Source organism: Massilia sp. CT11-137 (genome assembly GCF_047302885.1).
Classification (GTDB): domain Bacteria; phylum Pseudomonadota; class Gammaproteobacteria; order Burkholderiales; family Burkholderiaceae_D; genus Telluria; species Telluria orientalis.
On the sequence record NZ_JBKYMP010000002.1, the window covers coordinates 975575 to 1002121 of the forward strand.

Sequence of the window (26547 nt, forward strand, 5' to 3'; positions counted from 1 at the left end):
GTATTTAACGAGAATCTCATGAAGAAAATCGCATGTGTCGTGGCGCTGGCCGGCGCCTTCGTGTCGATGGATGCGGCCGCATGGGGCACGGACGGCCACCGCGCCGTGGGCGCCATCGCCGACAAGCTGATCAAGGGCACGCATGCCGAGGCGCAGGTGCAGGCGCTGCTGCTGCCGGGCGAATCGCTGGAAGCCGTGTCGACGTGGCCCGACTGCGTGAAGGGCAACTGGTGCGGTCCGCAGACGCCGGAAATGATCGAGTACGTGAACGCGAATCCGAAGCACGGCGAATACCACTACACGGACGTCCCGTTCCAGCTCGACCACTACCACGACGGCGCCGCCGGCACGGCCGACGACGACATCGTGCAGACCTTGAAGGAAGCCATCGCCGTCCTGCAGGGCAAGGACACGCCCGCGACCAATCCGCACAAGTTCACGAAGCGCCAGGCGCTGATCCTCGTGACCCACCTGGCGGGCGACATCGTCCAGCCGCTGCACGTGGGCGCCGCCTTCGTCGACAAGGACGGAAAATTCATCGTGCCGAAGACGAAGGCCGAGATCGACGAGACCGTCGTCTTCGATTCGCGCGGCGGCAACAACTTCCTGATGGACGACGCGAAGATCGAGCAGATGTCCGCCAACCTGATCCCGCCGGGCGAACCGAAGCCCGTCAAGCCGGGCGTGCCGCAGGCGCTGACGAAGCCGTTCCACTCGTACTGGGACAGCACGACGGTCGACTACGCGTTCCGCCGCGTCCGCGCGAAGACGCCAGAGCGGTTCGCGCAGGCCGCCATCGACGGCAAGCCGAACGTGGCGCAGAACAGCGGCGATCCCGTCACCTGGCCGTACCAGTGGGCGGACGATACGCTGGCGGTCTCGAAGATCGCGTTCGCGGGCGTCACCGCGGGCAAGATCGTGCCGCAGGTGAGCAAGAAGGGCGAGACCTATTACACGTGGACGCTGGAAGTGCCGAATGACTATCCGGTGCCCAGCTCCGCGCTCGCAAAGACACAGATGATCAAGGGCGGCTACAACCTGGCCGCGCTGCTGAAGGCGATCTGGCCGTAATCCCGGCGCCAGCCTTCCGCAAGCCGCCGCGCGCCCACAAGGCCGCGGCGGTTTTTTTTCGTGGGTTAGAATCGCGGATTCATACGGACCCTTACCATGCCCACGATTCTTCGTTTCATCATCCCCGCGTCCACACTGGTGGCACTCGTGCCCGCCGTGGCCGCCGAACCCAACCTCCCGCTGTGGGAAGCCGGCATCGGCGCCGCCGTGTTCAACACGCCCGCGTATCCGGGCGCGTCCGACCGCAGCAACCGCGGCCTCGTGCTGCCGTTCCTGCTGTATCGCGGCAAGGTGCTGCGCGCCGACCAGCAGGGCGTCGGCGCGCGCCTGCTGGACACGGACAAGGTCGAATTCGACATCGGCTTCGCGGGCGCGCTGCCGTCCCGTTCGGACGACGTCGAGGCGCGCCGCGGCATGCCCGACCTCGGCACGCTCGTCGAATTCGGCCCGCGCGTGAAGTATAAATTCGCCGACCTGGGCGAGGCGGGGCGCCTGCGCTTCGAACTCCCGGTACGCGCCGTCATCGAAGCGCGCGGCGGCCTGCGCCGCCAGGGGTGGACGACGGAGCCGCGCTTCGTGTGGGAACGCCGCGGCGACGCGGGCCGCTGGACGATGGAAGCGCAGGTCGGCGCCGTGTTCGGCGACCGCCGCATCCATGGTTATTTCTACGACGTCGCGCCGCAGTATGCGACGGCGGACCGGTCGGCGTACCGGGCCGACAGCGGCTTGATGCTGGTGCGGACGGGCGTGTTCGGTACGGTCAAGGTCAATCCGGACGTGCGCGTGTTCGCGTTCGTGCGGCTGGACAGCTATGCGGGGAATGCGAACCGGGACAGTCCGCTCTTCAGGAAGGATGTCGGCGCGTCGGCCGGGGTGGGGCTGGCGTGGACGTTGGCGCGCTCGTCGCGGCGCGCCAATGAGTGATGCGTTCGCGTGGGCTCGGGGAGCCCACCCTACGGCATCGCGACAATCTCAACGCGACTTGACGAACGGCTTGCCGATGGCTTTCGGCGCGACCGACTTGGCCATCAGGCCGGCGAGAACGACGACGGTGACGATGTACGGAATCGCCTGGATCAGCGACCCCGGCAGGCGGCCGACGACGGGCAGGTCGACGCCTTCGAGCTGGATCTGGATCGCGCCGAACAGGCCGAACATCAAACAGCCCAGCACCGTGTGCAGCGGGCGCCAGTTGCCGAAGACGAGCGCCGTCAGCGCGAGGTAACCGGCGCCGGCCGACATGTCGCGCAGGAAGAAGCCGCTCTGGACCAGCGTCAGGTAAGCACCCGAGAACGAGCACAGGACACCGGCCACGAACATGGCGAGATAGCGCGTGCGCTCGACCGAGACGCCGGCCGCGTCGGCCGCATGCGGGTTCTCGCCGCACGCGCGCAGGCGCAGGCCGAAGCGGCTGTGGTACACGACCCAGTGCACGACGGGCAGCAGCAGGAACGCGACGTAGACCAGCACCGACTGGCCGCCGATCAGGTGGCCGTACAGCCAGCCGATGACGGGGATGTGCTCGACGGCCGCGGTGCCGGGCAGGACGACGTCGAACAGGCGCGCATTGCGCAGGTCCGGCGTGCGGCCGCCCTGCTGGAAGAAGAATTGCGCGAGCACGAACGTCAGGCCGCTCATGGCGATGTTGATGGCGATGCCGGCCACGAGCTGGTTGCCTTTCTGCGTGATCGACACGAACGCCTGCACCATCGCGAGGGCGACCGACACGCCCATGCCGGCGAGGATGCCGTACCACGGGTTCTGCGTCGTGTACGCAACAGCGGCCGATGCGAACGCCGACGCGAGAATCTTGCCTTCGAGGCCGATGTCGACGACGCCCGAGCGCTCGGCGAACAGGCCGGCCAGCGCGGCGAACATCAGCACCGGCGCGTTGCGCACCGTGGAGACGATGATGCTGGCGAGTTGGAAGTCTTCCATTCAAATCCCCTTGTTGGTACGGGTGACGTTGAGCAGTTTCAGGATGGCCGGGGCGTAGAAGTTTTCCATCGCGCCGCAGAACAGGATGATCAGACCCTGGATGAAGATGAACGTCTCCTGCGGGATGTTCGGTTTTTCCAGCGACAGGTCGAAGCCGCCCTGGATCAGCGCGCCGAACAGCACGGACGACAGGAAGATGCCGACCGGATGCTGGCGGCCCATCAGCGCGATCGCGATGCCCACGAAGCCCGCGCCGGCGGGGAAGTTCAGTGACAGGTAGTGCGTCGAGCCCATCACGGAGTTGACGGCGCCGAGGCCGGCCAGCGCGCCCGACACGAGCATCGTCACGATGATCGTGCGGCTGATTTTCACGCCCGCGTAGTGCGCGGCGTGCGCATTCAGGCCCGTCGCGCGCAGCTGGTAGCCCCACGACGAACGCCATACGACGACGCCGTAGATCACCAGGGCGAGGATGGCAAGGATAAAACTGATGTTCAGCGGCGTGTCGCCCAGCACCGGCAGGAGCTTGCTCAGCAGGGGCAGGGCGGCGCTGTCGGCGAACACGCGCGAGGCCGGGTTCTGCTGCCCTTCCGGGATCAGGTATTTGACGATCACGAAGTTCATCAGGCTCGCCGCGATGAAGTTGAACATGATCGTCGTGACGACGACGTGGCTGCCCCGTTTCGCCTGCAGGTAGCCCGGAATGAACGCCCACAGCGCGCCGAAGACGGCCGCGCCGATCATCGCGAGCGGGGTCAATAGGATGCCCGGCAGGTGCGCGTCGAGCGCCAGCACGACCCACGTCAGGCCCAGGCCGCCCACGTACATCTGGCCTTCCGCGCCGATGTTGAAGAGGCCAGCCTGCATCGCGATCGACACGGCGAGGCCCGCGAAGATGAAGGTGCTCGCGTAGAACAGCGTGTATGCGAGGCCTTCCGGATCGAGGATGGCGCTGTCGACGAGGATGCCGAGCGACTCCGACGGGCTCTCGCCCAGCAGGTGGATCACGAGCGCCGCGACGAGCAGCGCCGACATCAGGTTCAGGATGGGCAGGACGAAACCGGTGGCCCAGCGTGGCAATTCAGTCTTTTTCATGCTCAGTTTCCGGCCTTAGTGCTTGTGCATGCCGCCCATCATGAGGCCGATGCGGGTGGTGTCGAATTCGTCGATGGGGAGGATGCCGGTGATGCGGCCGCCGGACATCACGATGATGCGGTCCGCGAGCGCGCGCACCTCTTCCAGTTCCACCGACGACAGCAGGATCGCCACGCCTTCGTCGCGCAGGCGCAGCAGCTGCGTGTGGATGCTTTCGATGGTGCCGATGTCCACGCCGCGCGTCGGCTGGCCGACCAGCATCAGCTTCGGCTTCGCGGCCACTTCGCGCGCGATGACGACCTTCTGCTGGTTGCCGCCCGAGAGCAGGCCGATACGCAGGTCCGGATTGTTCGGACGCACGTCGAACGCCGTCATCAGGTGCGCGCAGCGCTGCGCGATCTTCTTGTAGTCGAACAGGCCCCAGCGGTTTTTTACGTTGTCCTGGTAGCCGAACACCGTGTTCTGCATCACGGAGAAATCCTTGATCACGCCGTCGCGCAGGCGGTCTTCCGGCACGTGGCCGATGCCCCGTTCCCGGAACTCCGCCGGCAGGCCGTCCGCGTTCGTGCGGCCCGTGTACGGCAGGTCCTGGCCGAGGAATTCGACCTTGCCCGACGTGGGCAGGCGCATGCCGGACAGGATCTCGAGCAGCTCGCTCTGGCCATTGCCCGACACGCCCGCGATGGCGACCACTTCGCCCGCGCGCAGGGTGAAGTCGATGTCGGCGAGGAGGGCGACGCCGTTCGCATCCTGCAGCCGCAGGTTCGAGACCTTCAGCACTTCCGCGCCCGGGTTGTACGGCGCGCGCGGCAGCTCGCTCTGGATCGGGCGGCCGACCATCATGTTGGCCAGTTCTTCACGCGACGTCTCCGCGGTCTTGACCGCACCGACGACGCGGCCCGCGCGCATCACCGTCACCTCGTCCGTGATCTCCATGATCTCTTGCAGTTTATGGGTGATCAGGATGATGGTCTTGCCCTGTTCCTTGAACAGCCGCAGGATCTCGAACAGCGACGCCGTCTCCTGCGCGGTCAGCACGGCCGTGGGCTCGTCGAGGATCAGGATGTTGGCGCTGCGGTAGATCTGCTTGAGGATCTCGACGCGCTGCTGCGCGCCGACGGACAGGTCGTGGATCGTCGCGAGCGGGTCGACGTCGAGGCGGTAGCGGTCGCAGATCTCGCGCAGCTTCGCTTCCACGGCGCCGCGCTTCGCGGCCAGCTTGAAGCCGCCCTCGTTGCCCAGCATGACGTTGTCGAGGACGGTCATGTTCTCGACGAGCATGAAGTGTTGGTGCACCATGCCGATGCCGAGCGAGATAGCCTCATGGCTGGTACGGATGTCCTGCGGGCGGCCGTCGATCAGGACCTGGCCGCTGTCGGCGTTGTAGTAGCCGTACAGGATGCTCATCAGGGTCGACTTGCCGGCGCCGTTTTCGCCGATCACGCCATGGATCGAGCCCTTGGCGATGGCGAAGCTGACGTCGGCATTCGCCTGCACCGCCCCGAAGGCTTTGCTAATGTTGCGAAATTCTACGGCTGGCTGCATAGCGGTCTGTCCATTCATTTAAAAGCGCGCCGCGCCGGCATGGAAACCGGCGCGGCGCGCTTCACTGTCAAACTGTGTTCGATGCCGTGTTACTGCACTGGGCACGAATTGGCCGCGCGATAGTCGACCACCTTGATCTTGCTGGCGATGATGTCGGCCCGGGCCGCCGTCACGCGCTTTTCCATCTCGGGGGTGACGACCATGCGGTTGTCCTTGTCGAGCACCCAGTCGACGCCGCCTTCCTTCAGGCCTTCGTACGTGATGCCCGACGTGAACTGGCCGTTCCTCGCCTTCATGAACGCTTCATATGCGGCGTTGTCGACGCGCTTGACCATCGACGTCAGCATCGTGCCCGGGTACAGGTAGTTCTGGTTGGAGTCCACGCCGATCGCCAGCTTGCCCTTTTCCTTGGCCATCTGCAGCGCGCCCATGCCGGAGCCGCCCGCGACGGCGAAGACGACGTCGGAGCCGCGGTCGAATTGCGCGCGTGCCAGCTCGCCGCCCTTGGCCGGGTCGTTCCAGGCCGCGGCCGTCGTGCCGACCATGTTCTGCAGGACCTGCACCTTCGGATTGATGGCCCGCGCGCCCTGCACGTAGCCGCAGGCGAACGCGCGGATCAGCGGGATGTCCATGCCGCCGACGAAGCTGATCGTCTTCGTCTTCGACGCCATCGCCGCGGCGACGCCGACGAGGTACGAGCCTTCTTCTTCCTTGAACAGCACGGAGTTGACGTTCTTGCCCTGGGCATTGCCGTCGATGATCACGAAGTGCACGTTCGGGTATTCGGCCGCGATCTTTTGCACGGGCTGCGTCTGCGAGAAGCCGATCGAGACGATCAGTTGCAGCTTCTTGCGCGCGAGCGCGCGCAGGACCTGCTCGGCCTGGGTGTCGTAGTTGGCCTGGGCTTCAAACACCTTGACGCCGGTTTCCTTCGTGAACCGCGCGACGCCTTCGGCGGCGGACTGGTTGAAGGATTTGTCGAACTTGCCGCCGGCATCGTAGACGATCGCCAGCTTCGCGCCCGCCATGTCGGCACTGGCGCTGGCGCTGATGCACAGCGCCGCGATCATCGTACAAAGTTGCTTGAATTTCATTGATTTAGGCTCCTGAATCCCATATTTTACCGGCGCAACGGCTGTGCAGGGAGGGGGATTCTCGGAACTATGCATCAGCCAGTTTATTCGTGGCAAATACGATTTTACTTTGCTATTTATTTTGTTGACATATAAATAGCGCCGTTTCAGTCGGCGAGCGGGAGTGCGGGCGGAACGGCGATGGCGGCGACGGCCGCGGTGGTCGTAGCCGGGATGACGATCTCCGGTGCCGGCGCCGGAATGGGCGCGGCCGGCGTAGGCGCGGCCGGCGCAGGTGCGGGGGAGGGAATCTCGATCGGCCTGGCGAACTGCGACGTGAGGAAGCGCGCGATGCGCGTCTGCGTGTCTTCCAGGTACGGGATATTCAGGTGGTCCGAGTCGGGCACGGTCTCGTCCCCGATCAGCTGGGCCAGCTTGGCGACGAGCTGGTCGGTGTGCGAGTGCGGCACGATGTCGTCGCTGGCGGCGCGCAGCACGAACGTGGGCGCCTTCAGCGTGGGCGCGTACTTGATCGACTCGAAGCGGTGGCGCAGCATGTACTCGATCGGCATCACGCGGAACTTGCGCTTCGCGAGGGCGAGGATCGAATCGTAAGGCGTGATCAGCACGACGGAGTGCACGGGCCGCTCCTTCGCGACCTGCACGGCCACGCCGGACCCGAGGCTGCGGCCGACGACGGCGATGCGTTTCGGATCCACGTGGTGGTGCGCGGCCATCCAGTCGAACAGCATGCAGGCGTCGTCGATCATGTGCGCTTCGGCCGGGTCGCCGTGGGAATCGCCGTAGCCGCGGTAGTTCACGGCCAGCACAGCCATCCCGGGGAACAGCTTGCCGGCATCGCGCACGACCCAGGACACTTCCTCGGACCGGCCGCCGAAATAAATGACGGCGGGACGCAAGCCGGGCATCTTCGGCGTCATCAGCCAGCCGGACAGCCGCGTGCCGTCCTTGGCGCGCAGCACGACGGGGCGGGTGCGGTGGCCGCTGCTGCGTGGATGCGCCACTTCGCGTTCGACGGTGGGATTGAACACGAGACGGCGCTGGTTCGCCGCGACCGCGGCCGTGAGGCCCAGCCACAACATGCTGGCAAAGCCAGCCATACCTGCCGCCAATTTTTTATGTGTGCTCATGTATACAGTCTACCTGTGGCTACGGATGAAGTCTGTGCGGTGCCCATCAAATACACCTTCATTATGGTGCGAACTCACGAAGAGTAGCTTTGCCGCAACATCCTGTTACAGCGCGGGCGTTGTCGCCGCCTCACAGGGTTTGTTAGGCTGTCCATGAAGACAGGATGTGGAGGCGGGATGAGGTGGAAAGCGGTCGTGCCGGCATGTGCCGGGCCGGGCCTGTTGGCGGTGCTGGTGGTGCCGGCGTGGCGGTCGGCGCCGCCGGTCGTCACGCCGGCCGCTTTGCCCGTGCCGCCAGCGTCGACGACCGGCGCGACGGCCGGGCCGGCCTGGTTGTCCGACCTCGGTGCGCCGCCGGCCCCGCTGCCGGTGCCCGCCGAACCGCTGGCGCAGCGCATCGAGCGGCTGGTCGCCAGCGGCGATCCGCGCGATGCGTACCGCGCGTGGTGGCTGTTGCACGCCTGCGTCGTGTTCGGGCGCACCGGTCACTTGCCCGAGCGTGACGGCACCGAACCGGATGCCATCGCCGATCCCGCGCATGCCTGCGCGACCGTCAACGAAAGAATGAAGATGGCGCGCATCGACCATCTCGAACGCGCCGCGCGCGCGGGCGTGGACGGCGCGCTGGCGGAACTGGTCGAAGAAGGCCCGTTCGGCGACCCGACCGCCCTCACGACGCGCCCCGGCGATCCACTCGTGAAGGAGTGGAAGGAGAGGATCAACGGGATGCTGAACGAGCAGGCGGAGCAGGGCTATTGGGCCAGCCTGTACCAACTCTTTACCGGTTTCTGGTTCGGCCACCCGGCCATCGCCGCGGACCGCCAGAGCGCGCTGGCCTACGGCATGGCGCTGCGCGACATCATGGTCAAGCTGGACGGCGTGCCCGAGCAGCAGGCCATCCCGTTCAACGGTCCGTTCCTGGACGAGATCGGTACCGGCCTCACGCCGGACCAGAAGGCGCGTGCGCAGGCGCATGCCGACGCGATCGTTGCCCGCGCCGCGGACCAGCGGGAGCGGGGCGGTTCAGCGCCGCGGTGAACCGGGCAGCTGGCGACTTGCGATGGTGATCGTGCCATCGGTCTCGCGCACGTCGAGGCCAAAGCCGCGCCGTAGCAGGTTGGCGAAGCCTTCGATATTGTCCGCGTCGAAGCGCCCGCCGATCGTCAGCCCGGCCGCTCCGGCGTCGGCCAGCACCAGTTTCTTTTTGTTGTAGCGATTGAATTCGCCGGCGGCGGCGGCCAGTGTGACTTGATCGAACACGAGCTTGCCTTCGCGCCAACTCAGCTGTCGGTCGATCGCGGCATCGCTTTCGTCGGACCTTCGCATCGTCTCCAGCGTTGCAACGACCTTCTGGTGTTTCGCCAGGATCACCGGCGTGCCCGGCATCCGCTCGTTCTCGACCTGAACGCGGCCGTCGACCACCACTACCTCGGTGCCGCCGGCGTCGCGCCGAACGGTGAAGCGGGTGCCCAGCACCGTGACCTTGTTTGCGCCGGACATCACCACGAACGGGTGGGCGGCATCGTGCGCGATGTCGAAATAGGCTTCCCCCTGATCGAGCCAGACCGTGCGCACGCTGTGGCTGACGCGCGCGCGCACCAGCGTTGCCGTGTTCAAGGTGAGTTTGCTGCCATCCTGCAGGGCAAAGGTTTGATGGGCGCCGAGTCGGGTTTCGTAGCGCACTTCGGAAGGGGCGGATCCCACGGCGAACCATCCCGCGGCAACGCCTGCCGTCACCAGCATGGCGGCGGCGATGCGCCATTGCGAAAACCGGGGCAGGGGCCGTGGAGACGGTGCGGCCGGGGCGGTTGCGCCTGGCACAAGCTGGTCTGTCCGGGACCACGCCGCGGCCAGGCGCAAATAGGCGACACGATGGGCCGTCGCCAGGGCGAGCCATTGATCGAGCTGCGCCTGATCGACAGCCGACCAGTTGTCGCCGTCCTTGCGGGCCAGCCATGCTGCCGCCTGTCGTTCGATGTCCAGATGCTTGCTCATGCCACTCCGGTTTCGCTGATCGTCTTCACTTTGCTCCGGTACGCACCAAGGGCGTCCGCCAGAAATCGTATGCCTTTCGCAATCTGCTTTTCGACGGTTCCCTCGGTGATGCCCAACCTGTCCGCCACGTCGCGCTGCGACAATCCCGCGATCTTGCGCAGTTCGACGACTTCACGGCACTTGGGGGGCAGCTCGAAAAACGCTTGTTCGAGGCGCTGCATGTCTTGCCGTCCGATGGCGTGCCTCTCGGGACACAACTCATCGATAGCGTCCGGCAGGTCGCCGGACGGCGCCAGCGCGACGATGGCGGCGACTTGCTTGTGCCTGGCCCGGTCGATAAGCAGGTTTCTGGCGACGGTAAAGACGAATGCCTTGGTGTTGTCCGGCAGGCCGACTTCCGCTGCCTCGTATACGCGCACGTAGACGTCCTGGCGCAAGTCCACGACGTCATCGATTTCGCGGCAATGATGTCGAAGAAAACCGATCAGCATGGGTTCAAGAGGGAGCACTTCTTGAACAAACCAATCGTCCAACGCTTCATGTAAATCGGGAGACATGGAAACAGCATGCCATACCCTTGCGTGGATTGTCGAAAATAAATTTAGGTAAAGATGGGGGATTTTCCAATCTGCATCGTCTTACCTTGAAAGCGACAATACGCCTTTATAACGATAACCATGAGACTACCTTCCCGCGTTGGCAAGCTGGCAATCATATGCCTGCTCGCGGTCTGCCTCGACGCCAGAGCGCAAGCGCCGGCCCGGGAGTTCGACATTCCCGCCGGCGACATGAGGACCGCCATCGACACGTATGCGGCACAGTCCGGCGTGCAACTGGTCTACAGGGGGGCTGAAGTCGCCGGTCTGGTGGGGCATACTGTCAGGGGGAAGATGACACCGGAAGCGGCATTGTCCCGGCTGCTCGCGGGAACGCCTCTGCGCGTCGTGCGCGACGGCACCGGTGCGGTGGTCATTGTCCGTGCTCCCGCGCGTCCGGCGGCCGGGGTGGCGGCCGCACCACCGGGCGCGCCGGCGACGGTGATCGTCAGCGGCGTGCGCGGCAGGGTGGACAGCGCGCGCGACAGGAAGCGCTACGAAGACGCGATAGTCGATGCAGTCGCCGCCGACGACATTGCCGGGCTGGCGGGCCGGAATGCCGCGCAAGCCGCGCAGCGCATCCCTGGCGTCCAGGTGCAGCGCTACCTGGAAGAGGGGGGCGCCTTCGCGATCCGCGGCCTGAAGCAGTCCAAGGTCTTGCTGAATGGGCTGGAAGTGTACGGCGCCCGCGCGCAGTCGGGCGAGACCAATGGCCGCAACCTCGATCTCGAAGACTTCCCTGCGGACGTGCTGGCCGGCGTCGACGTCGCCAAGAGTTCCTCCGCCAGCGATATCGAAGGCGGCCTGGGCGGCACGCTGAACATCCGCACGCGCCAGCCGTTCGATCTCGAGGACGCGACGGCAAACCTGGCAGTGAAGGGCACGAACTACCGGCTGGCGCCGGGCTTCGGCAACAAGACCCGCGCGCAGGTCTCCGGGCTGGTCAGCAGGCGCTGGCATACGGAGGCGGGCGAACTGGGCGTGCTGGTCAACGTTGCCCATGGCGGCAGCGTGTTCGGCCTGACCGAGGATGAGGTGCAGCGTCCCCATGTCGTCGACGATTACGCGGGCTCGGGCAAGGCGGTCACGCTGCCGATCGGCATGTTCACCGGTAGCGGCCACCACGGCGAGCGTGAACGCGACAGCTACGTCGCCGCTGTCCAGTGGCGCCCCGGCGCAGCCGTCAGTCTCTATGCCAATTATTTCGGCATGCACTATCGGCTGGACCAGGGTTTCCAGACGGCGCGCCTGTATGCGGGCACCCCGACGTCGAACTACAGCCTGTGGGGCGATCGCAATCGCGACGGCAGCGACAACCTGCGCAGCGGCACCTTCGTCGACAACACGATGACCGGCGCATCCGTCGCCAGCAACGAAGGCCGCAGGGTGAAGCTCTACGATCTCGGCGCACGATGGAGCGACGGCGGCGCGTTGACCGTCAAGGCGCGCCTCAGTCACAACGACACGGCTGTGCGCAATACGTTGCTCGAATGGGGGACGAGCGCCGGCGTTCCCATGATGCGCCTGGCGCTCGACGATGGTGCGGCATCGCACGTGTCGGTGGTGGGCGTGGATCCCGCCGATCCCGCGAACTACCACCCCGCCTATCTCCTCTCTATTGCCGCGGACGGGACGCAGAAGAATACGGCGGCCACGCTCGACGCGAACGTCCGTGTCGAGCGCGCCGCGATCCGCTCGGTCGACGTCGGGTTGCGGGCGAACGGCTACACGCGCCGGGCTTTCGGCTACGTCCGCCTGTATTGCATCGACGGCTGCAAGAGTAGTCAAACCCTGGCCGCGGTCGATCCGGCGCTGTTGCACGAGGTTCCCGCCGCGCAGTCGCGCGAGATCGGCGCCTATCCGGCGTTCTCGATGGCCGCGGTGCGCCAGCAGGCGGCGCTGCGCGCCCTGTACGGCCTGCCGGCTGTCGACGTGGACATGCCGGAATATGCGCAGCTCAATCGTGAAACGACCAGGGCAGCTTACGCGAAGTTCAACTTCGCCATCGATATTGCCGGCAAACCCGCCAGCGGCAATATCGGGGTGCGCTATGTCGACACCGCGCTGCACGGCGAATCGTATGACGTGGATGCGGCTGGCGCGCCGGCGCCGCAGGCCGGCGATGCGACGCGCCGCGACGTGCTCCCATCGTTCAATGCCAGGGTCAGTTTGCGGAATGACCTGGTATTTCGGTTGGCCGCCTCGAAAACCATGGGACAGGTGAATTTCTCATATCTGAGCCCGCGCTTGAAAATTTTGAATCCGGTCCAGCATGATGCCGAGGAAGGCAATCCGGACCTGAAGCCTTACACGTCGAGGAACGTCGATCTGGCGCTGGAACACTATTTTGGTACCAGGGGGATGGCGTCCCTGAGCACGTTCTACAAACTCGTCGACGGCTTCATCCAGACGGTGGCCGAAACGCGCATGATCGATGGGGAAGCGTACCAGGTCGCGACCTACAGGCCGATGGGCCTCTCAAGGATCAAGGGCGTCGAAATCGCTTACCGCCAGTTCTTCGACAGGCTGCCGGCGCCATTCGACGGCCTGGGCATGCAGGCGAGCTGCACGTTCGTGGATACGCAGGCGCCATCGTCGGTCGCCGGCCGTGCCGTGCCGCTGGTGGGCTTGTCGCGGAACAGCTGCAACGTCATCGGCATCTACGAGCGGCACCGGGTCAAGGCACGCATCGCCTACAACCACCGCGGCAGTTTTGTCGCGACCACCAGTTCGTCGGGCGCGCAGGGCGTGCCGGTATTCGTCAAGCCCTTCGGCACGCTGGATGTATCGGTCGGCTACGACATCACCACGCAGTTGTCGCTGATGCTCGACGGCGCCAATCTCACCGGTGCGCACATCGAGCAGTACTACGGCAATACCCATAATCAAATGAACTATGTGCCGCTCAACAAGCGCTATGGCGTGCAAATGCGGTACGTCTTTTGAACTCGATCCTCGATATGGCTATCTCGACTTCACTCTCGTCCGCGACCGGCGATGAAACAGGTTTGTTCAACCTGGCGATCCATGCGGTGTACCAGTCGGTCCAGGAAGCGGATCCATGGCGCAGCTGTCTCTCGCTCATGGTGAACTATTTTCGAGTCGCGAACGCGTCGCTCGTCGTGCGGCCTTCAGCTGCGAGCGATCCCGGCTACCTGGTGTGCGTCCCGGCCGGCGACCAAGCCATGGAGCAGGCTTACCGCAGCAAATGGCACAAATTCGATCCCTTCATCGACGTGCCGCCGGAATGCGTCGTGCTCGGCTCGAACCTCATGACGGATGCGCAATGGCAGGGCAGTGCGTTTGTCCGCGATTACCTGAAGCCGGCCCTGCCTGCCGACGCGGGCCGTGTGATGGGTGTGAACATCACGACCCAGGCCGGCACCACGGCCCTGCTGCGCCTCCACCGCGTCCAGCATGCGCCGCCATTCGGCATCGAGGACAAGCAGCGGCTCGCCATGTTCGTGCCGCATATAAAGCAGGCGCTGTTGCTGACGGCGCACCTGAACGGCAACGCGCTGCAAATGAAGATCTACGAAGAAGGGCTGGAGCGGCTGAATATCGGCGTGATCGTGCTCGACGAAGCCAACCAGTTGTTGCGGGCGAATCCCACCGCCCGCCAGATGCTCGACAGCGCCGACGGCCTCAGGCTGGCAGGCCGGCACCTGGCGGCCATTACCCTGGCCGAGACGCGCGCCCTGCAGCGTTTGCTGGCCGGCGCGCGCGAACACCCGAAGCGCGTCACGGCCATGTGCCTGAGCCGGCCGTCCGGGTACCGCAAGCTGACGGCGGTTGTCCGCGGTTTTCCGCTTGCGGAGGGGGCGGATGGACGCGCGCGGCCCATGGTGGCGATATTCCTGCGCGACCCGGACGTGGCCGCCGAGCCCGCGCATGACATCGCGCGCCAGCTGTTCGACTTCACCCCCGCCGAGGCGCAGCTGGCGATCGAACTGCTCAACGGCCTGAGCCTGGACGAAGCGGCCGCGAAGCTGGGCATATTGCGTAACACGGGGCGCGCCCATCTGCGCGCGATCTTCTCGAAAACCGGCGTCACCAGGCAAAGCGAACTCGTGCGGGTTCTGCTCAATGGCGTGCTTGCGCTATCGACGATAGAAAAATAGGGACGCAACGCGTCTTCGTTTTTCCATAGTCCGAACGGACGATGCGGCACGCCCTGTCTTTGTTCATGATATCGATAACTTAGAGCGGCCGCGGGCTGCACGAGTCACCTGTCGAATAAATAAAACCAGGAGTGGAGACTATGAAGAGAACCAGAACCGGACCCGCGGGACCGTGCCGGCACGTCGGCCGGATCGCCTTGGCCGCCAGCCTCGCCGCGATGCTGTTGACGATCCAGGTTGGCGGCGCCTACGCCGCTGACACGATCCAGACGCTGGCCACCAGTTATCTGCCGGCGCTCAGCGAGCGGGTCGACGCCAGCGGCTTCCGCCATCCCGGCATCGGATTCACCAGGGACCAGCTGGAAAACATGCGGGCCGAGGTGCGTGCGCAAAAAGAGCCGTGGAATACCTATTTCAACAGCATGCTGCTCTCCAGCGCCGCCTCGAAGACGCCGGCGATCTACAACATCAGCTCCACGGATTCCACGCAGCCGCGCTACTACGGCATCTCGACGCAGGGGATCGAAAAACTGTTCATCCAGGATGCGAACACGGTCTATACGCAGGCCGTCCTGTATCTGGTGACCGGCGACGATATCTATCGCGCCAACGCGATGCGCATCCTTCGGCTGTACGAGCTGATGGACCCGGCCCAGTACGCGTATTACACGGATTCGCACATCCACACGGGCATCCCGCTCCAGAAGATGGTGAGCGGGGCGGAAATCCTGCGCTACACGACCACGCAGACGCCGGCGCTGGCGTGGACGGAAGACGACACCACCAGGTTCACCAACAACCTGGTGATCCCGGTTGTGCAGACCTTCAACAGCTGCAATTGCCGGTTCATGAACCAGCACCTGTACACGACGATCGCCGCGATGACCGGCGCCATCTTTTCCGAGAACCGGGACCTGTACAACCAGTCGGTCGAATGGTTCACGGTGAACAAGGACGCAGTGGACCAGGGGCAGAACGGCTCCATCAAGCAATTGTTCCGCTTGGTGACGAAAAACGACCTGACCGGCGAAGACGTCACGCCCGCAGTCCAGCACGTCGAAATGGGCCGCGACCAGGCGCACGGCGGCGGCGACATCACCAATGCCGGCATCCTGGCGCGGCTGATGATGGCACAGGGCACCAAGGTCGATCCCGTTTCGGGTACGCCGTCCACCGAAGCCAATGCGGTCGGCCCCTATGAATTCCTGAACGACCGCATCCTCGACGCCGCCGAACTGTTCGGCTCTTACATGACGGGCCTGGAGATCCCCTGGATCCCGACCGCTTCGCATACCGACGAAGCCGGCAACCCGACCATTGTTTATAAAGCCGTGTCGTGGGCATATCGCGGCAGGTCCGGATTGAACTACTGGGAGCCGTTCTATTACTACAAGTATGGCCGTGGCGTCGACATCGCGCAGCGCGCGCCCAATTTCACCAGGTTCTATACCGACCGCATCGGCTATGGCTGGGACAGCCCCGACGGCGGCGGCGATTTCTGGATCGGCATTCCAAAGGCGGCGGAAGCCGAAGGGGCCCAGTATCTGGTGAAGCCGACCACCGACCCGTACCGCGAGGCGGAGGACCGCTACCGCTTGCTGGACAGCCGGTCCGCCGTCGTGAACGATGGTTCCGCGACCTTTATCCGGGCCACCGCGGCGCCGGAAGGCACCAAGGTCTCCGTGTATGGCTACGGCTATGGCGCGACTTACTACGGCATCCGCGTCCGCACCAATGGCACGGCGCTGATGGACAACTACGGTACCACCATCCCCTTGCCGAACACGCACGGCGAGTGGCGTTACGTGATCTTTACCGGCAACGTGAACGATTACATTCCGCTGACGATCACGGGCAACGGCACCACGGTCGACGTCGACCATGTCAACGTCAAGGCCAGCACTTTGCTGACCCCGCCGGTATTCAACATCGGCACCGCCGACCAGACGCTCTACAGCTATGCGGGAGCCACGCTAGCGGCTACGCTGGACCTGTCGGCAACCGACCCGGGCACCGGCGAGACCGTCACGTACCAGGCCGACAACCTGCCCGCGGGCGCGTCCTTCAATACGTCCACCGGTGCATTCTCCTGGAATCCGGGCCAGGCCGGCACCTATACCTTCTACGTCAGCGCATCGGACGGCACCACGGTGACGATGAAGACCGTCACGGTCATCGTCGACGCGGGCCGGCAGGGCGCGGTCGACCGGGCCGCCGCTCCCTACGTGGCAGGCACGCCCTATGTCGAATCGACGCTGCCGGCCTATAACGCCGCGTACGCCGACATGATGAACGTGATCAACACCGCAAGCGACGATGTGTTCTACCAGAAGCTGGCGGCGTTGCGGACCGCGGCCGCGGGGCTCGAGCAGGTCAACCCGCTGCTGAGCGATGGCAGCCTGGACTTCCGCAAGATGTTCTTCAGTTCGGATTTCGCCGCCAACCTGATCCCGAACCTGGTGGACAACAGCCAGGACACGAGCAGCGGCTGGGGGCCGAACCTGACCTTCAACATGGATTTCGGCCCGGGCTTCAAGGTCGCGGCCGATGACTTCAAGGTCCGGACGGTCGGCGGCTTCCCCGAGCGTACCGGCGGCGTGGCCATCTTCGGTTCCAACGACAAGGAAAACTGGACCCGCCTGACCCCGGGCCTGTCCGTCAGGACGGACTTCATGCAGGACCTGCCGGTCTCGGATGAGGTCAAGACCACGAAGTTCCGGTTCCTGAAGATGCAGATGATCGAGCCGTTCGTCCCCGTGTATCAGCCATTCGCCATTCTCGAGATGTCCGAATTCCGGATCTTCGGTACGCGCTATCCGACGGTCAACAAGCTGACGTCGGTGTCGCTCAGTTCGGACCAGGCGCTCAAGAAACGCGTGGTCGCCGGCAATACCGTCAAGGTGACCTTCACGTCGAGCGAGCCGATCAACAACGTCGTGGCGACGGTGCAGGGCCAGCCCGCCACCGTGACCACCACCGACAACCTGAACTGGACCGCCACCTGGGTGGTCAATAACAGCGCGCCGGCCGGCAATGTGAAGTTCCTCATCAACTACAAGACCGCCGCCGGCGTGGATGCCGAGCCGACGCTGTTCACCACCGATGCCACCTCGCTGTTCGTCGCGGACGAGACTGGCATGATCAGCAATCCCCTCGCCATCACCGTGCCGAAGGATTCGAGTGGCAGGAGCATGTCGGACCTGCTGACCGTGGCCGGCTATCTGTTCGATAACAACATCACCACCGGTACCGATTTCCGTGTCAACGGCAGCGGCTGGGGCGCCTGGGTGTCCTTCGACTTCAAGGGGGGCGGTACGGTGACCCTGTCCAAGGCCGAACTCCTTTCCCGCCAGGACAGTTTTTACGGCAGGATCGGCGGCGCCGTCATCCAGGGTTCCAACGACAACGTGAGCTGGGACACGATTTCCAGCCCGGCCGTGGCGACCGCGGATTGGCAGACCCTGTCCATGACCAGCAGCCAGCCTTACCGCTACATCCGTGTCTTCGACGGCGGCAACTGGTATGGCAACATGAACGAGTTGAAGTTGTATGGCGTGGTCGCATCGACCAACAAGATCGCGACCGCCTCGATCAGCTCGCCCCAGGCCCTGCGCACGCGTATCGTCCCGGGCAGCACGGTGAAGCTGAATTTCACGGCCAAGGAAGCGGTCAATAACGTCACCGCGACCATCCAGGGCGTGCCGGCCACCGTCGCGACGACGGACAACGTCAACTTCGTCGCCACCGCCACGCTGCCGCAGGGAACCGCGCCCGGCCAGGTCAAATTCCAGGTCGCCTACACGACGGCGTCCGGCCAGGCCGGCTATCCGCTGACCGAGGTGAGCGACGGTACGGTCCTGTACCTGGTCGATGAGTCGGACGTATTGCGCAACCTGACCACCAGCACGACGCTGATCGACAGCACCGCCAACCGGTCGGCGGCATCCACCGCGACGATCACGAGCTACCTGTTCGACGCGAATGCCGGCACCGGGACGGATTACCGCCTCGGCACCAGCGGCTCGGGCGGCTCCATCACGTTCGACTTCAAGGGCAACCAGGCCACGCTGACGGGCGTCGAACTGCTGGCGCGCCAGGACCAGTATTACACCCGTGCGAAATACACGGTGGTGCAGGGGTCGAACGACAACACCAACTGGACCACGCTGACCACGGGCGCCGCCGCGACACTCGAGTGGCAGACCTTCCCGATCGCGGGTGGCGTGCCGTATCGCTACATCCGTATCTGGAACGGCGCCGCCTGGTACGGCAACCTGAACGAGGTGCGCTTCCACGGTACGGTGCAGGGTGCCGACACCACCCCGCCCGTCACCAGCGACAATGCGCCGAAGGTGCCGGTGAATGTCGATACGACCGTCTTGTTCACCGCCACCGACAACGGCTCCGGTACTGCCGCCACTTATTTCAAGGCCAATGGCGGCGCCCAGAAGACGGGCAATGCGGCGTTGCTGAGCTACGAAGGCAGTTATGCGCTGACGTACTGGAGCGTGGACAAGGCCGGCAACACCGAGCAGCCGCACAGCATCACCGTCGTCATCGACAAGAGCGCGCCCGTCACCACGGTGACCAGCAGCCCGGCCGCACCGGCGAATGGCTGGTATGGCTCGGATGTGTCGCTCGGCTTCACCGCGGCCGACGCCAATCCCGGCGTCACCACCTGGTTCAAGGTGGATGGCGGCGCGCAGCAAAGCGGCAGTTCGGTGACGCTCAGCGCCAAGGGCACCCACATGGTGGAGTACTGGAGCGTGGACCAGGCGGGCAATGCGGAGGCGCCGCGCACCCTGGCTGTCAATATCGGCCCGATCGATCTGACTGCCAGTGTCAAGTTCACGCAGAACGGCGCGACGCTGAATCGCACCACGGGCAAGTACGTCGGCAGCGTGACGGTGACCAACATCACGTCGACGACCTTGTCCAGTCCCTTGCAGGTCATGCTGGGCAATTTGACCAGCGGTGTGACGCTGGACAATGCCAGCGGCACCAGCGGTAGTGCGCCTTACGTGACATTGACCGGCTCGCTCAGTCCCGGCGCCAGCGTCAACGTTCCGCTGACGTTCAGCAACCCGGGGCGCGCCGTCATCGGCTACACGCCTTCCCTGTTCATGGGTAACTTCTAAGGAGTGCCGGTCATGATCTTCGATCTTCAAAAACGGCTGCTGGGGCGCGTGGCGCTGGCACTGGCATTGGCGGCAGGTTGCGGCGCTGCGTCGGCCAGCATCCTCCACGTGTCGATCAATACCTCCAAGTTCGGCGCGACGAACGGTTATATCGACATGGAGTTCAGCGCGATCGCCGGCGCGCCGCTGGCCACCGCGGTGGTCAGCAACCTGGTGGGTCTCGCCGCGACGCCGGATATCCAGTGGGGCGTGGACCAGGTGAGCGGAGGCTACGAGTTCCGCAACGACACGCTCAACCTGCTGTCGCATGCGGCCACCTTCGGCGGCATCGTGTCCTTCGACCTGGCGATCACGGGGGCCGTCGACCCGGGCGCCGGCTACGCGTCGGTCTTCAAGGTCGCCGCGTTCGATGGCGCGAACTACCTGGGCAACTTCGACCCCGCTACCGGCGCGCTCGCCGCTTTCCTGTGGACGCCGCCACCGGTCGTCGGTGCGGGCGGCGACGTGCTGGCCACCGTGTTCGACGACAGTGTGACCCTGTTGCCGGAACCGGCGGACTGGCTGTTGATGGCCATCGGCATGGCGGCGATAGTGCTGGCGCTGCAACGGCAGGGCCTCGCATCGGCTCCTGCCGCAAACCGACCATGAAGACTTCAATGAAACATATTTTCCTGAATGCCGTCGTCGGCCTCGGGCTGGCGCTGTCCGCCGGCACGGGCGGCGCGACCGGGTTGCAACTGGTGTCGAAGATCGCCCCGCTCGCGGAGGCGCACCCGCCCGCGGAGCGCGACCTGGCCGCCTACCTGTTCGTGTTCTTCCGCGACGAGGACCACGCGATCCACTTCGCCACCTCGACGGACGGCTACAACTTCACCGACGTCAACGGGGGCGAGCCCGTCGTGCTGGGGAAGGACATCGCCGAGCAGAAGGGTGTGCGAGATCCGCACATCATGCGCGGGCCGGACAACGCCTTCTACATGTCGATGACGGACTTGCACATCTTCGCCCAGAAGGAAGGCTTGCGCAGCACGCCATGGGAGCGGTCCAAGGAATACGGCTGGGGTAACAACCGCGGCCTGATCCTGATGAAATCGTACGACCTGATCCACTGGACGCATGTCGAGGTCCACCCGGGCGAGCTGTTCCCCGCCTATGGCGACATCGGCGCCGCCTGGGCGCCCGAGACGATCTTCGACACGAAGAAGAACAAGCTCATGGTCTATTACACGACGCGGGTGAAGGGGGGCGACAACCACATGGTCTACTCGTACGCCAACGACGCCTTCACGACGCTGGAGACGGCGCCCCAGCCCCTGTTCACGTATCCGAAGCCGGGCAAGAGCACGATCGACGGCGACATCACCAGGGTGGGCGACAACTACCACCTGTTCTATGTCGCGCATGACACGCCGGGCGGGCTGCGGCATGCCGTGTCGGGCCGGATCAACGGCGGCTTCGTCTTCGATCCGCGCAAGGTCGACCCGGAGACGGTGCCGTGCGAGGCTCCCACGGTATGGCGCCGCATCGGCACCGACACGTACGTGCTGATGTACGACGTGTTCGGCGCGAAGCCGAACAACATGGGTTTCTCGGAGACGAAGGACTTCGTCACCTACAAGAACCTGGGCCGCTTCAACGATCCCGGTTCGCCAATGAAGGCGACCAACTTCACGGGGCCGAAGCATGGCGCCGTGATGCCGATCACCGCGGCTGAACTCGCGCGCCTGCAGGCCTATTTCGGCGCCAGGCCGGCGACACGCTGAAGCACCTTCACGCAGAGAGAGGGGATGACATGGCAAAAAAAGATCAGCAAGAAATGTCGTTGGAGCGCAGGAATTTTTGCGCGGGTACGCTGGGCCTGGCGGTCCTCGGCCCGCTCGGCTTGTCGGGATGCGGCGCCGGGGCCGGAGCGACCGCGGGCGCTGGGGAACGGGCGACGGTCCGACTGGCCACGACGGACACGGTGCGCACCTTCGTCCACCCGTAGCTCATATTTTTAGAACAGGAATATCGATGAAGTATCTGATCGCGACCGCCGCGTGCGCCGGTCTGGTCCTCGGGTTGCCGGCGCATGCCGGCGATGCGAGGTTCGACTATTACTCGTACAGCGGGAAGAGCCAGGAAAGCGCGCTGGCAAAGCCGGCGCCGGGCCAGTTCGTCAATCCGGTCATCTCGGGGTATGCGCCCGATCCGAGCATCACGCGGGTGGGCGACGATTATTATCTGGTCACCTCGAGCTTCGTCCATTATCCGGGCCTGCCGATCTACCATTCGCGCGACCTGGTGACGTGGACCCAGATCGGCAACGCCATCGACCGTCCGGGCCAGGTCGACTTTTCCGGCATGAAGGTGTCGGCCGGCCTGATGGCGCCGTCGATCTCGTATCACGACGGCCTGTTCTACATCGTCTGCACCAATCGCAAGAACTTCGTCATCACCGCCAAGGACCCGGCCGGCCCGTGGTCCGATCCGGTCACGTTCGAATTCGACGGCATCGATCCGTCGCTGTTCTGGGACGAGGACGGCAAGGCGTACATCGTGAACAATGGCGCGCCCAGGGACGGTGCCCTCTACCCGGGGCACCGCGCCATCTGGCTGCAGGAGTTCGACCCGGCGACCAGGTCCATGACGGGGCCGCGTTGGCAGATCATCGACGGCGGCGCGGACCTCTCCACCAGGCCGTTCTGGACCGAGGCGCCGCACCTGTACCGGAAGGACGGCTACTACTACCTGATCGACGCGCAGGGCGGCACCGGCGAGCAGCATGCCGAAGTGGTGTTCAGGAGCCGCGCCATCACGGGCCCCTACGAAAGCTATGCCGGCAATCCGATCCTGACCCAACGCGACCTGCCGGCACAGCGCGCGCACGCGGTCGGAACGGCCGGGCACGCCGAATTCGTGCAGACGCCGGACGGACAGTGGTGGTCGGTGTTCCTGGCGACCCGCAACTACGGACCGGACCTGTACAACATCGGCCGCGAGACGTTCCTGCTTCCCGTGACGTGGAAGGACGGCTGGCCCGTCATCCTGGAACGCGGCAAGCCGGTCCCCTTCGTGGTCGAGCGCCCCAGGCTGCCGCCGGCGCCGCGCCCGGCGCAGCCGCTCAGCGGCGATTACGCCTACCGCGACGATTTCACGGGCCGCAAGCTGGGCCTGGGTTGGATGAGCGTGCGCATCCCCGCCGCCACGCCCTACACCCTGGAGCATGGGGACCTGGTGCTGAAAGCCGGTGCGGAAGGGATCGGCGACATCCATCACGTGCCCGCGTTCGTCGGCCGCAAGCAGGCCCACGCCATTGCGACCGTGAGCACGGCACTGCGCTACACGGCCGACCGCGACGGCGATCGCGCCGGACTGGTCGCCATGCAAAGCGACGACGCGTATCTGTTCCTCGGCGTCCAGCGGGAGCAGGGCAGGGACATGGTGGCGCTGAGCGTGCGCAAGACGGCGCAGGATCCGCAGCAGGGACGCGTGTTGGCCCGCGCGCCGCTCGCCGGCGCCGGCCAGCCCGTCTACCTCAGGCTGTCCATCGACGGCGGCGTCCTCGCCGCCTCCTATGCGCTGCGCAAGGACCGGTGGAAGCGCCTGGCGACCGGCGTGGATGCGACCTTCCTGAGTACGAAGTTGGCGGGTGGCTTCGTCGGCACCGTGATCGGCCTGTACAACGAGCAGGCACCCTCCCGGGATTCACAGAAATGAAGCAGGTAATGCATGGCAAACCCCGTGTGGCGATCGCGTTCGCCCTCTCCGTTCTCTGCATGCCGTCCGGGCACGCCGCCGATGCCGCGGAATGGGAAGAGCCCGAGGTCGTCGCGCTCAACCGCGAGCCGATGAAATCGACGTTCTTCAACTACGAGAGCGTCGAACTGGCGAAGGCCGGCGACATGGCGAAATCGGGCCGCTACCGCTCGCTGGACGGGACCTGGCGCTTCACGTGGACGAAAGGCGTCGACAACCGCCCGGCCGATTTCTACAAGCCGGGCTATGACGTGTCGGCGTGGAAGACCATCAAGGTGCCCGGCATGATGGCGGCGCAAGGCTTTGGCTTGCCCGAGTATTACAACATCAAGTATCCGTTTCCCATGAACGAGCCGTTCATCCCGCACGACGCGAATGAGGTGGGTTCGTACCGGCGCGACTTCGAGATTCCGGCCGGCTGGGCCGGGCAGCAAGTCTTCCTGCACATCGGGGCGGCCGGGGCGGCCTATTACGTCTGGGTCAACGGCACGAAGGTCGGCTATGCGGAAGACTCGAAACTGCCGTCCGAGTTCGACCTGACCCGGTTCGTCAAGCCGGGCAGGAACACGATTGCCATCGAGCTGTACCGGTATGCCGACGGCTCGTACCTGGAAGACCAGGATTTCTGGCGCGTCGCGGGTATCGAGCGCAGCGTCTACGTGTATGCGGAAGGGGCGACCCGCCTGCGCGACTATGTCGTCACGGCCGGGCTGGACAAGGCTTACGTGAACGGCGTGTTCGCGCTCGATGCGCAGGTCACCGGCGACGCGACCGTGGTCGCAACCGTGTACGACGGCGACACGGCCGTCCTGAGCAGCCGCGCGCAAGGGAGCGCGACGCAACCGGCCAGCCTGCGCGGCGAGATCCCCGCTGTCAGGCGCTGGACGGCCGAGACGCCGAACCTTTATCGTCTCGTGATCCAGGTACTCGATGCCGAAGGCAGGCTGATCTCGGCCACGGCGCGCAGGATCGGATTCCGGACGGTCGAGATCCGCAACGGCGAGGTGGAGGTCAACGGCCGCCGCATCATGATCAAGGGGGTGAACCGGCACGAGCATGATCCCGTGACGTTCCACGTGCTCTCCGAAGCGCTGATGCGCAAGGATATCGAGCTGATGAAGCAGGCGAACCTGAATGCGGTGCGCACCTCCCATTATCCGAACGATCCGCGCTGGTACGATCTCGCCGACGAGTACGGCCTGTACGTGCTGGACGAAGCGAACATGGAAAGCCACGGCTACATGCAGGCCGGGGACCGGGCCGGCAGTCCGGCGCGCGAAGCGATGCTGCTCGGGTACAAGCCGCATTGGCGGGCGGCCCAGCTGGACCGCGTGACGCGCATGGTCGCGCGCGACCGGAATCATCCGTCGGTCATCTTCTGGTCGCTCGGCAACGAGTCGGGTATCGGCCCGAATTTCGAAGCGGCGGCGCAGTGGATCCGCAAGAATGATCCGACCCGGCTGATCAGTTTCCTGGGCGTGGGCACGCACGAGGAGGTGCACCGGCCGAACGCGTACGTCGACATCTATGCCCCCATGTACGACGACATCGACAAGCTGCGCGATTACGCCGGCGACCCGCGCTTCACGCAGCCCCTGATCGAGTGCGAATATGCCCACGCGGAAGGCAATGGCCTGGGCGATTTCGACGACTATTGGCAGGTCATCCGTTCCCACAAGAAGCTCCAGGGCGGCTTCATCTGGGATTGGGTCGATCAAAGCGTGTATGCCAGGGATGCCCAGGGGCGCACGTACTGGGCCACCGGCCTGGATCTCAATCCGCAACGCGGTGACGGCAGCGACCATGTCGCGAAAGGCCTGATCCGGGCGGACCGCACCACGTATCCCAAGTACTACGAGGTGCAACAGGTACACGCGCCCTTCGTCTTCCAGGGCGATCCGGCGAGCGGCAAGCTCACCCTCGTCAACCGGTACGACTTCAACGACTTGTCCGGCTTCGACTTCGTCTGGACGCTCACCGACGACGGCCGCGCAGTGGCCAGCGGCAGACTCGTGCGGGCGAATGCCCAGGCGGGGCAGAGCGAGGAGGTCGCGCTCGACCTGCCGGCGCTGCCGAAAAGCCCGGGCGCCGAACGCGTGCTGACCATCCGCGGCCACGCGAAGGCCGGGGCCATTCCCGGCGTCGCGGCGGGTCAAGTCCTGGGGTTCTCGCAATTCGTGATCGCCCCGGCGCAACCGGCCGCCGCGCCGGCCGCCGGCAAGGTGGACATGGCGCAGGACGACGCCGCGGTCAGGCTGACGGGCGCGGGTGCCAGCCTGGCCATCGACAAGGCGACGGGGCTGGTGGCGTATTCGGCCGGGGACAGGACGCTGTTCACGGGCGGGACGCCGAATTTCTGGCGCGGCCTGACGGACAACGACGACGGGGCGGGCGTGGAGAAATCGCACGCGGTGTGGAAGCGGATGACGGAGACCCGCCGGGTCGCCCAGGTCGACGTGGCCCCCGGCACGGTCACGGTGCACTTCGTCCTGGGCGCGGGCTTCGTCCACTTCGACACCACGTACCGCCTGTTGGGCGACGGCAGCCTGGCCGTCGACAGCACGTTCACGCCGCTCAAGGACGATTTGCCGGACCCGTTGCGGATCGGCCTGCGCTTCGACTCGGCCCCGCAACTGAGCCGGATCGAATGGTATGGCCGAGGTCCGCAGGAGTCCTACGTCGACCGCCGGACCAGCGCCGCGCTCGGCTTGTACGAGGGCGCGGTCGCCGACCAGTACCAGCATTACGTGCGGCCGCAGGAAAGCGGCAACAAGACCGGCGTCCGCTGGTTCCGTCTCACCGACGAGGCCGGCGCGGGCGTGCGCGTCGCGGGGGCGCAGCCGCTGTCCGTCAACGTACTGGCCTTCCCCTATGAGGACCTGTATCTGCGCAAGCCGGGCGAACGGCACGATGCCGACATTGTCCCGCACGGCAATGGCAGCATGCTGATCGACGCCGTGCAGACGGGCCTCGGTGGCGATACCAGCTGGTCGCTGGAAGGCCGTCCGCTCGTCAAATACCGCATTCCGCTCAAACCCCTCAGCTACAGCTTCACCGTCAAGCCGGTGGGAGCGTGGTGATTCAAC

Annotated in this window: 18 protein-coding genes; 11 read left to right on the forward strand and 7 right to left on the reverse strand. The window is 65.2% G+C overall.

What is annotated here, in order from left to right:
• Nucleotides 1-18: 18 nt before the first annotated feature.
• Both ACEN98_RS21165 and ACEN98_RS21170 read left to right on the forward strand, forming a co-directional pair.
• Nucleotides 19-1071 carry a S1/P1 nuclease gene (locus ACEN98_RS21165; RefSeq protein WP_413386941.1) on the forward strand — a complete coding sequence of 351 codons (1053 nt, stop codon included), beginning with the start codon at nt 19-21 and terminating at the stop codon, nt 1069-1071.
• A gap of 96 nt (nt 1072-1167) precedes the next feature.
• A complete protein-coding gene (locus ACEN98_RS21170) occupies nt 1168-1995 on the forward strand; it encodes a MipA/OmpV family protein (RefSeq protein WP_413386942.1) in 828 nt (275 codons plus the stop codon).
• A gap of 48 nt (nt 1996-2043) precedes the next feature.
• Here the strand turns inward: ACEN98_RS21170 and ACEN98_RS21175 are convergent, their stop codons facing one another.
• The 5 genes from ACEN98_RS21175 to ACEN98_RS21195 form a co-directional block, all read right to left on the reverse strand.
• The gene (locus ACEN98_RS21175) at nt 2044-3009 is read right to left on the reverse strand and encodes an ABC transporter permease (RefSeq protein ID WP_056327947.1); all 966 of its coding nucleotides are present in this window, start codon (nt 3007-3009) and stop codon (nt 2044-2046) included.
• Nucleotides 3010-4104 carry an ABC transporter permease gene (locus ACEN98_RS21180; protein WP_413386943.1) on the reverse strand — a complete coding sequence of 365 codons (1095 nt, stop codon included), beginning with the start codon at nt 4102-4104 and terminating at the stop codon, nt 3010-3012.
• Nucleotides 4105-4119: 15 nt separating this feature from the next.
• A complete protein-coding gene (locus ACEN98_RS21185; RefSeq protein ID WP_413386944.1) occupies nt 4120-5649 on the reverse strand; it encodes an ABC transporter ATP-binding protein in 1530 nt (509 codons plus the stop codon).
• Nucleotides 5650-5738: 89 nt separating this feature from the next.
• Nucleotides 5739-6743: a BMP family lipoprotein gene (locus ACEN98_RS21190; protein ID WP_413386945.1), complete on the reverse strand. Its 1005-nt coding sequence runs from the start codon at nt 6741-6743 to the stop codon at nt 5739-5741.
• 146 nt (nt 6744-6889) lie between these two features.
• Nucleotides 6890-7843, reverse strand: coding sequence for an alpha/beta hydrolase (locus ACEN98_RS21195; RefSeq protein ID WP_413386946.1), 954 nt, complete (start codon nt 7841-7843; stop codon nt 6890-6892).
• Nucleotides 7844-8050: 207 nt separating this feature from the next.
• On the opposite strand from ACEN98_RS21195, the gene ACEN98_RS21200 reads away from it, so the two are divergent.
• Nucleotides 8051-8911, forward strand: coding sequence for a hypothetical protein (locus tag ACEN98_RS21200; RefSeq protein WP_413386947.1), 861 nt, complete (start codon nt 8051-8053; stop codon nt 8909-8911).
• On the opposite strand, the gene ACEN98_RS21205 is transcribed toward ACEN98_RS21200, so the two are convergent.
• A complete protein-coding gene (locus tag ACEN98_RS21205; RefSeq protein WP_413386948.1) occupies nt 8897-9868 on the reverse strand; it encodes a FecR family protein in 972 nt (323 codons plus the stop codon). The genes ACEN98_RS21200 and ACEN98_RS21205 overlap by 15 nt on opposite strands.
• Nucleotides 9865-10425, reverse strand: a complete 561-nt coding sequence (locus ACEN98_RS21210; RefSeq protein ID WP_413386949.1) for an RNA polymerase sigma factor — start codon at nt 10423-10425, stop codon at nt 9865-9867. Before ACEN98_RS21210 ends, ACEN98_RS21205 begins: the two co-directional genes overlap by 4 nt.
• Nucleotides 10426-10545: 120 nt before the next feature.
• Here ACEN98_RS21210 and ACEN98_RS21215 point away from each other — a divergent pair, with 120 nt between their 5' ends.
• From ACEN98_RS21215 to ACEN98_RS21250, 8 genes are all read left to right on the forward strand, one after another.
• Nucleotides 10546-13410 (forward strand): TonB-dependent receptor, encoded by a 2865-nt coding sequence (locus ACEN98_RS21215; protein ID WP_413386950.1) that lies wholly within the window; start codon nt 10546-10548, stop codon nt 13408-13410.
• A complete protein-coding gene (locus ACEN98_RS21220; protein ID WP_413386951.1) occupies nt 13407-14585 on the forward strand; it encodes a helix-turn-helix transcriptional regulator in 1179 nt (392 codons plus the stop codon). Before ACEN98_RS21215 ends, ACEN98_RS21220 begins: the two co-directional genes overlap by 4 nt.
• A 140-nt stretch (nt 14586-14725) precedes the next feature.
• The gene (locus ACEN98_RS21225) at nt 14726-19723 is read left to right on the forward strand and encodes an OmpL47-type beta-barrel domain-containing protein (RefSeq protein ID WP_413386952.1); all 4998 of its coding nucleotides are present in this window, start codon (nt 14726-14728) and stop codon (nt 19721-19723) included.
• Nucleotides 19724-19735: 12 nt separating this feature from the next.
• Nucleotides 19736-20371, forward strand: a complete 636-nt coding sequence (locus tag ACEN98_RS21230; RefSeq protein WP_413386953.1) for an NF038129 family PEP-CTERM protein — start codon at nt 19736-19738, stop codon at nt 20369-20371.
• Between the two features lie 8 nt (nt 20372-20379).
• Complete coding sequence (locus ACEN98_RS21235; protein ID WP_413386954.1) at nt 20380-21486, forward strand: glycoside hydrolase family 43 protein; 1107 nt, start codon at nt 20380-20382, stop codon at nt 21484-21486.
• Between the two features lie 29 nt (nt 21487-21515).
• Nucleotides 21516-21710: a hypothetical protein gene (locus ACEN98_RS21240; RefSeq protein ID WP_413386955.1), complete on the forward strand. Its 195-nt coding sequence runs from the start codon at nt 21516-21518 to the stop codon at nt 21708-21710.
• A gap of 26 nt (nt 21711-21736) precedes the next feature.
• The gene (locus ACEN98_RS21245) at nt 21737-23422 is read left to right on the forward strand and encodes a glycoside hydrolase family 43 protein (RefSeq protein WP_413386956.1); all 1686 of its coding nucleotides are present in this window, start codon (nt 21737-21739) and stop codon (nt 23420-23422) included.
• An 8-nt stretch (nt 23423-23430) separates the two neighbouring features.
• Nucleotides 23431-26541 (forward strand): glycoside hydrolase family 2 TIM barrel-domain containing protein, encoded by a 3111-nt coding sequence (locus tag ACEN98_RS21250; protein WP_413386957.1) that lies wholly within the window; start codon nt 23431-23433, stop codon nt 26539-26541.
• Nucleotides 26542-26547 lie beyond the last annotated feature (6 nt).

What these genes read in the sequence shown, in the direction of transcription:
- ACEN98_RS21170 (WP_413386942.1), top strand. Translation starts at nt 1,168, where the DNA reads ATGCCCACGATTCTTCGTTTCATCATCCCCGCGTCCACACTGGTGGCA.
- ACEN98_RS21250 (WP_413386957.1), top strand. Translation starts at nt 23,431, where the DNA reads ATGCATGGCAAACCCCGTGTGGCGATCGCGTTCGCCCTCTCCGTTCTC.
- ACEN98_RS21195 (WP_413386946.1), bottom strand. Translation starts at nt 7,843, where the DNA reads ATGGCTGGCTTTGCCAGCATGTTGTGGCTGGGCCTCACGGCCGCGGTC.
- ACEN98_RS21240 (WP_413386955.1), top strand. Translation starts at nt 21,516, where the DNA reads ATGGCAAAAAAAGATCAGCAAGAAATGTCGTTGGAGCGCAGGAATTTT.
- ACEN98_RS21205 (WP_413386948.1), bottom strand. Translation starts at nt 9,868, where the DNA reads ATGAGCAAGCATCTGGACATCGAACGACAGGCGGCAGCATGGCTGGCC.
- ACEN98_RS21215 (WP_413386950.1), top strand. Translation starts at nt 10,546, where the DNA reads ATGAGACTACCTTCCCGCGTTGGCAAGCTGGCAATCATATGCCTGCTC.
- ACEN98_RS21245 (WP_413386956.1), top strand. Translation starts at nt 21,737, where the DNA reads ATGAAGTATCTGATCGCGACCGCCGCGTGCGCCGGTCTGGTCCTCGGG.
- ACEN98_RS21175 (WP_056327947.1), bottom strand. Translation starts at nt 3,009, where the DNA reads ATGGAAGACTTCCAACTCGCCAGCATCATCGTCTCCACGGTGCGCAAC.
- ACEN98_RS21210 (WP_413386949.1), bottom strand. Translation starts at nt 10,425, where the DNA reads ATGTCTCCCGATTTACATGAAGCGTTGGACGATTGGTTTGTTCAAGAA.
- ACEN98_RS21235 (WP_413386954.1), top strand. Translation starts at nt 20,380, where the DNA reads ATGAAACATATTTTCCTGAATGCCGTCGTCGGCCTCGGGCTGGCGCTG.
- ACEN98_RS21200 (WP_413386947.1), top strand. Translation starts at nt 8,051, where the DNA reads ATGAGGTGGAAAGCGGTCGTGCCGGCATGTGCCGGGCCGGGCCTGTTG.
- ACEN98_RS21180 (WP_413386943.1), bottom strand. Translation starts at nt 4,104, where the DNA reads ATGAAAAAGACTGAATTGCCACGCTGGGCCACCGGTTTCGTCCTGCCC.
- ACEN98_RS21185 (WP_413386944.1), bottom strand. Translation starts at nt 5,649, where the DNA reads ATGCAGCCAGCCGTAGAATTTCGCAACATTAGCAAAGCCTTCGGGGCG.
- ACEN98_RS21225 (WP_413386952.1), top strand. Translation starts at nt 14,726, where the DNA reads ATGAAGAGAACCAGAACCGGACCCGCGGGACCGTGCCGGCACGTCGGC.
- ACEN98_RS21165 (WP_413386941.1), top strand. Translation starts at nt 19, where the DNA reads ATGAAGAAAATCGCATGTGTCGTGGCGCTGGCCGGCGCCTTCGTGTCG.
- ACEN98_RS21230 (WP_413386953.1), top strand. Translation starts at nt 19,736, where the DNA reads ATGATCTTCGATCTTCAAAAACGGCTGCTGGGGCGCGTGGCGCTGGCA.
- ACEN98_RS21190 (WP_413386945.1), bottom strand. Translation starts at nt 6,743, where the DNA reads ATGAAATTCAAGCAACTTTGTACGATGATCGCGGCGCTGTGCATCAGC.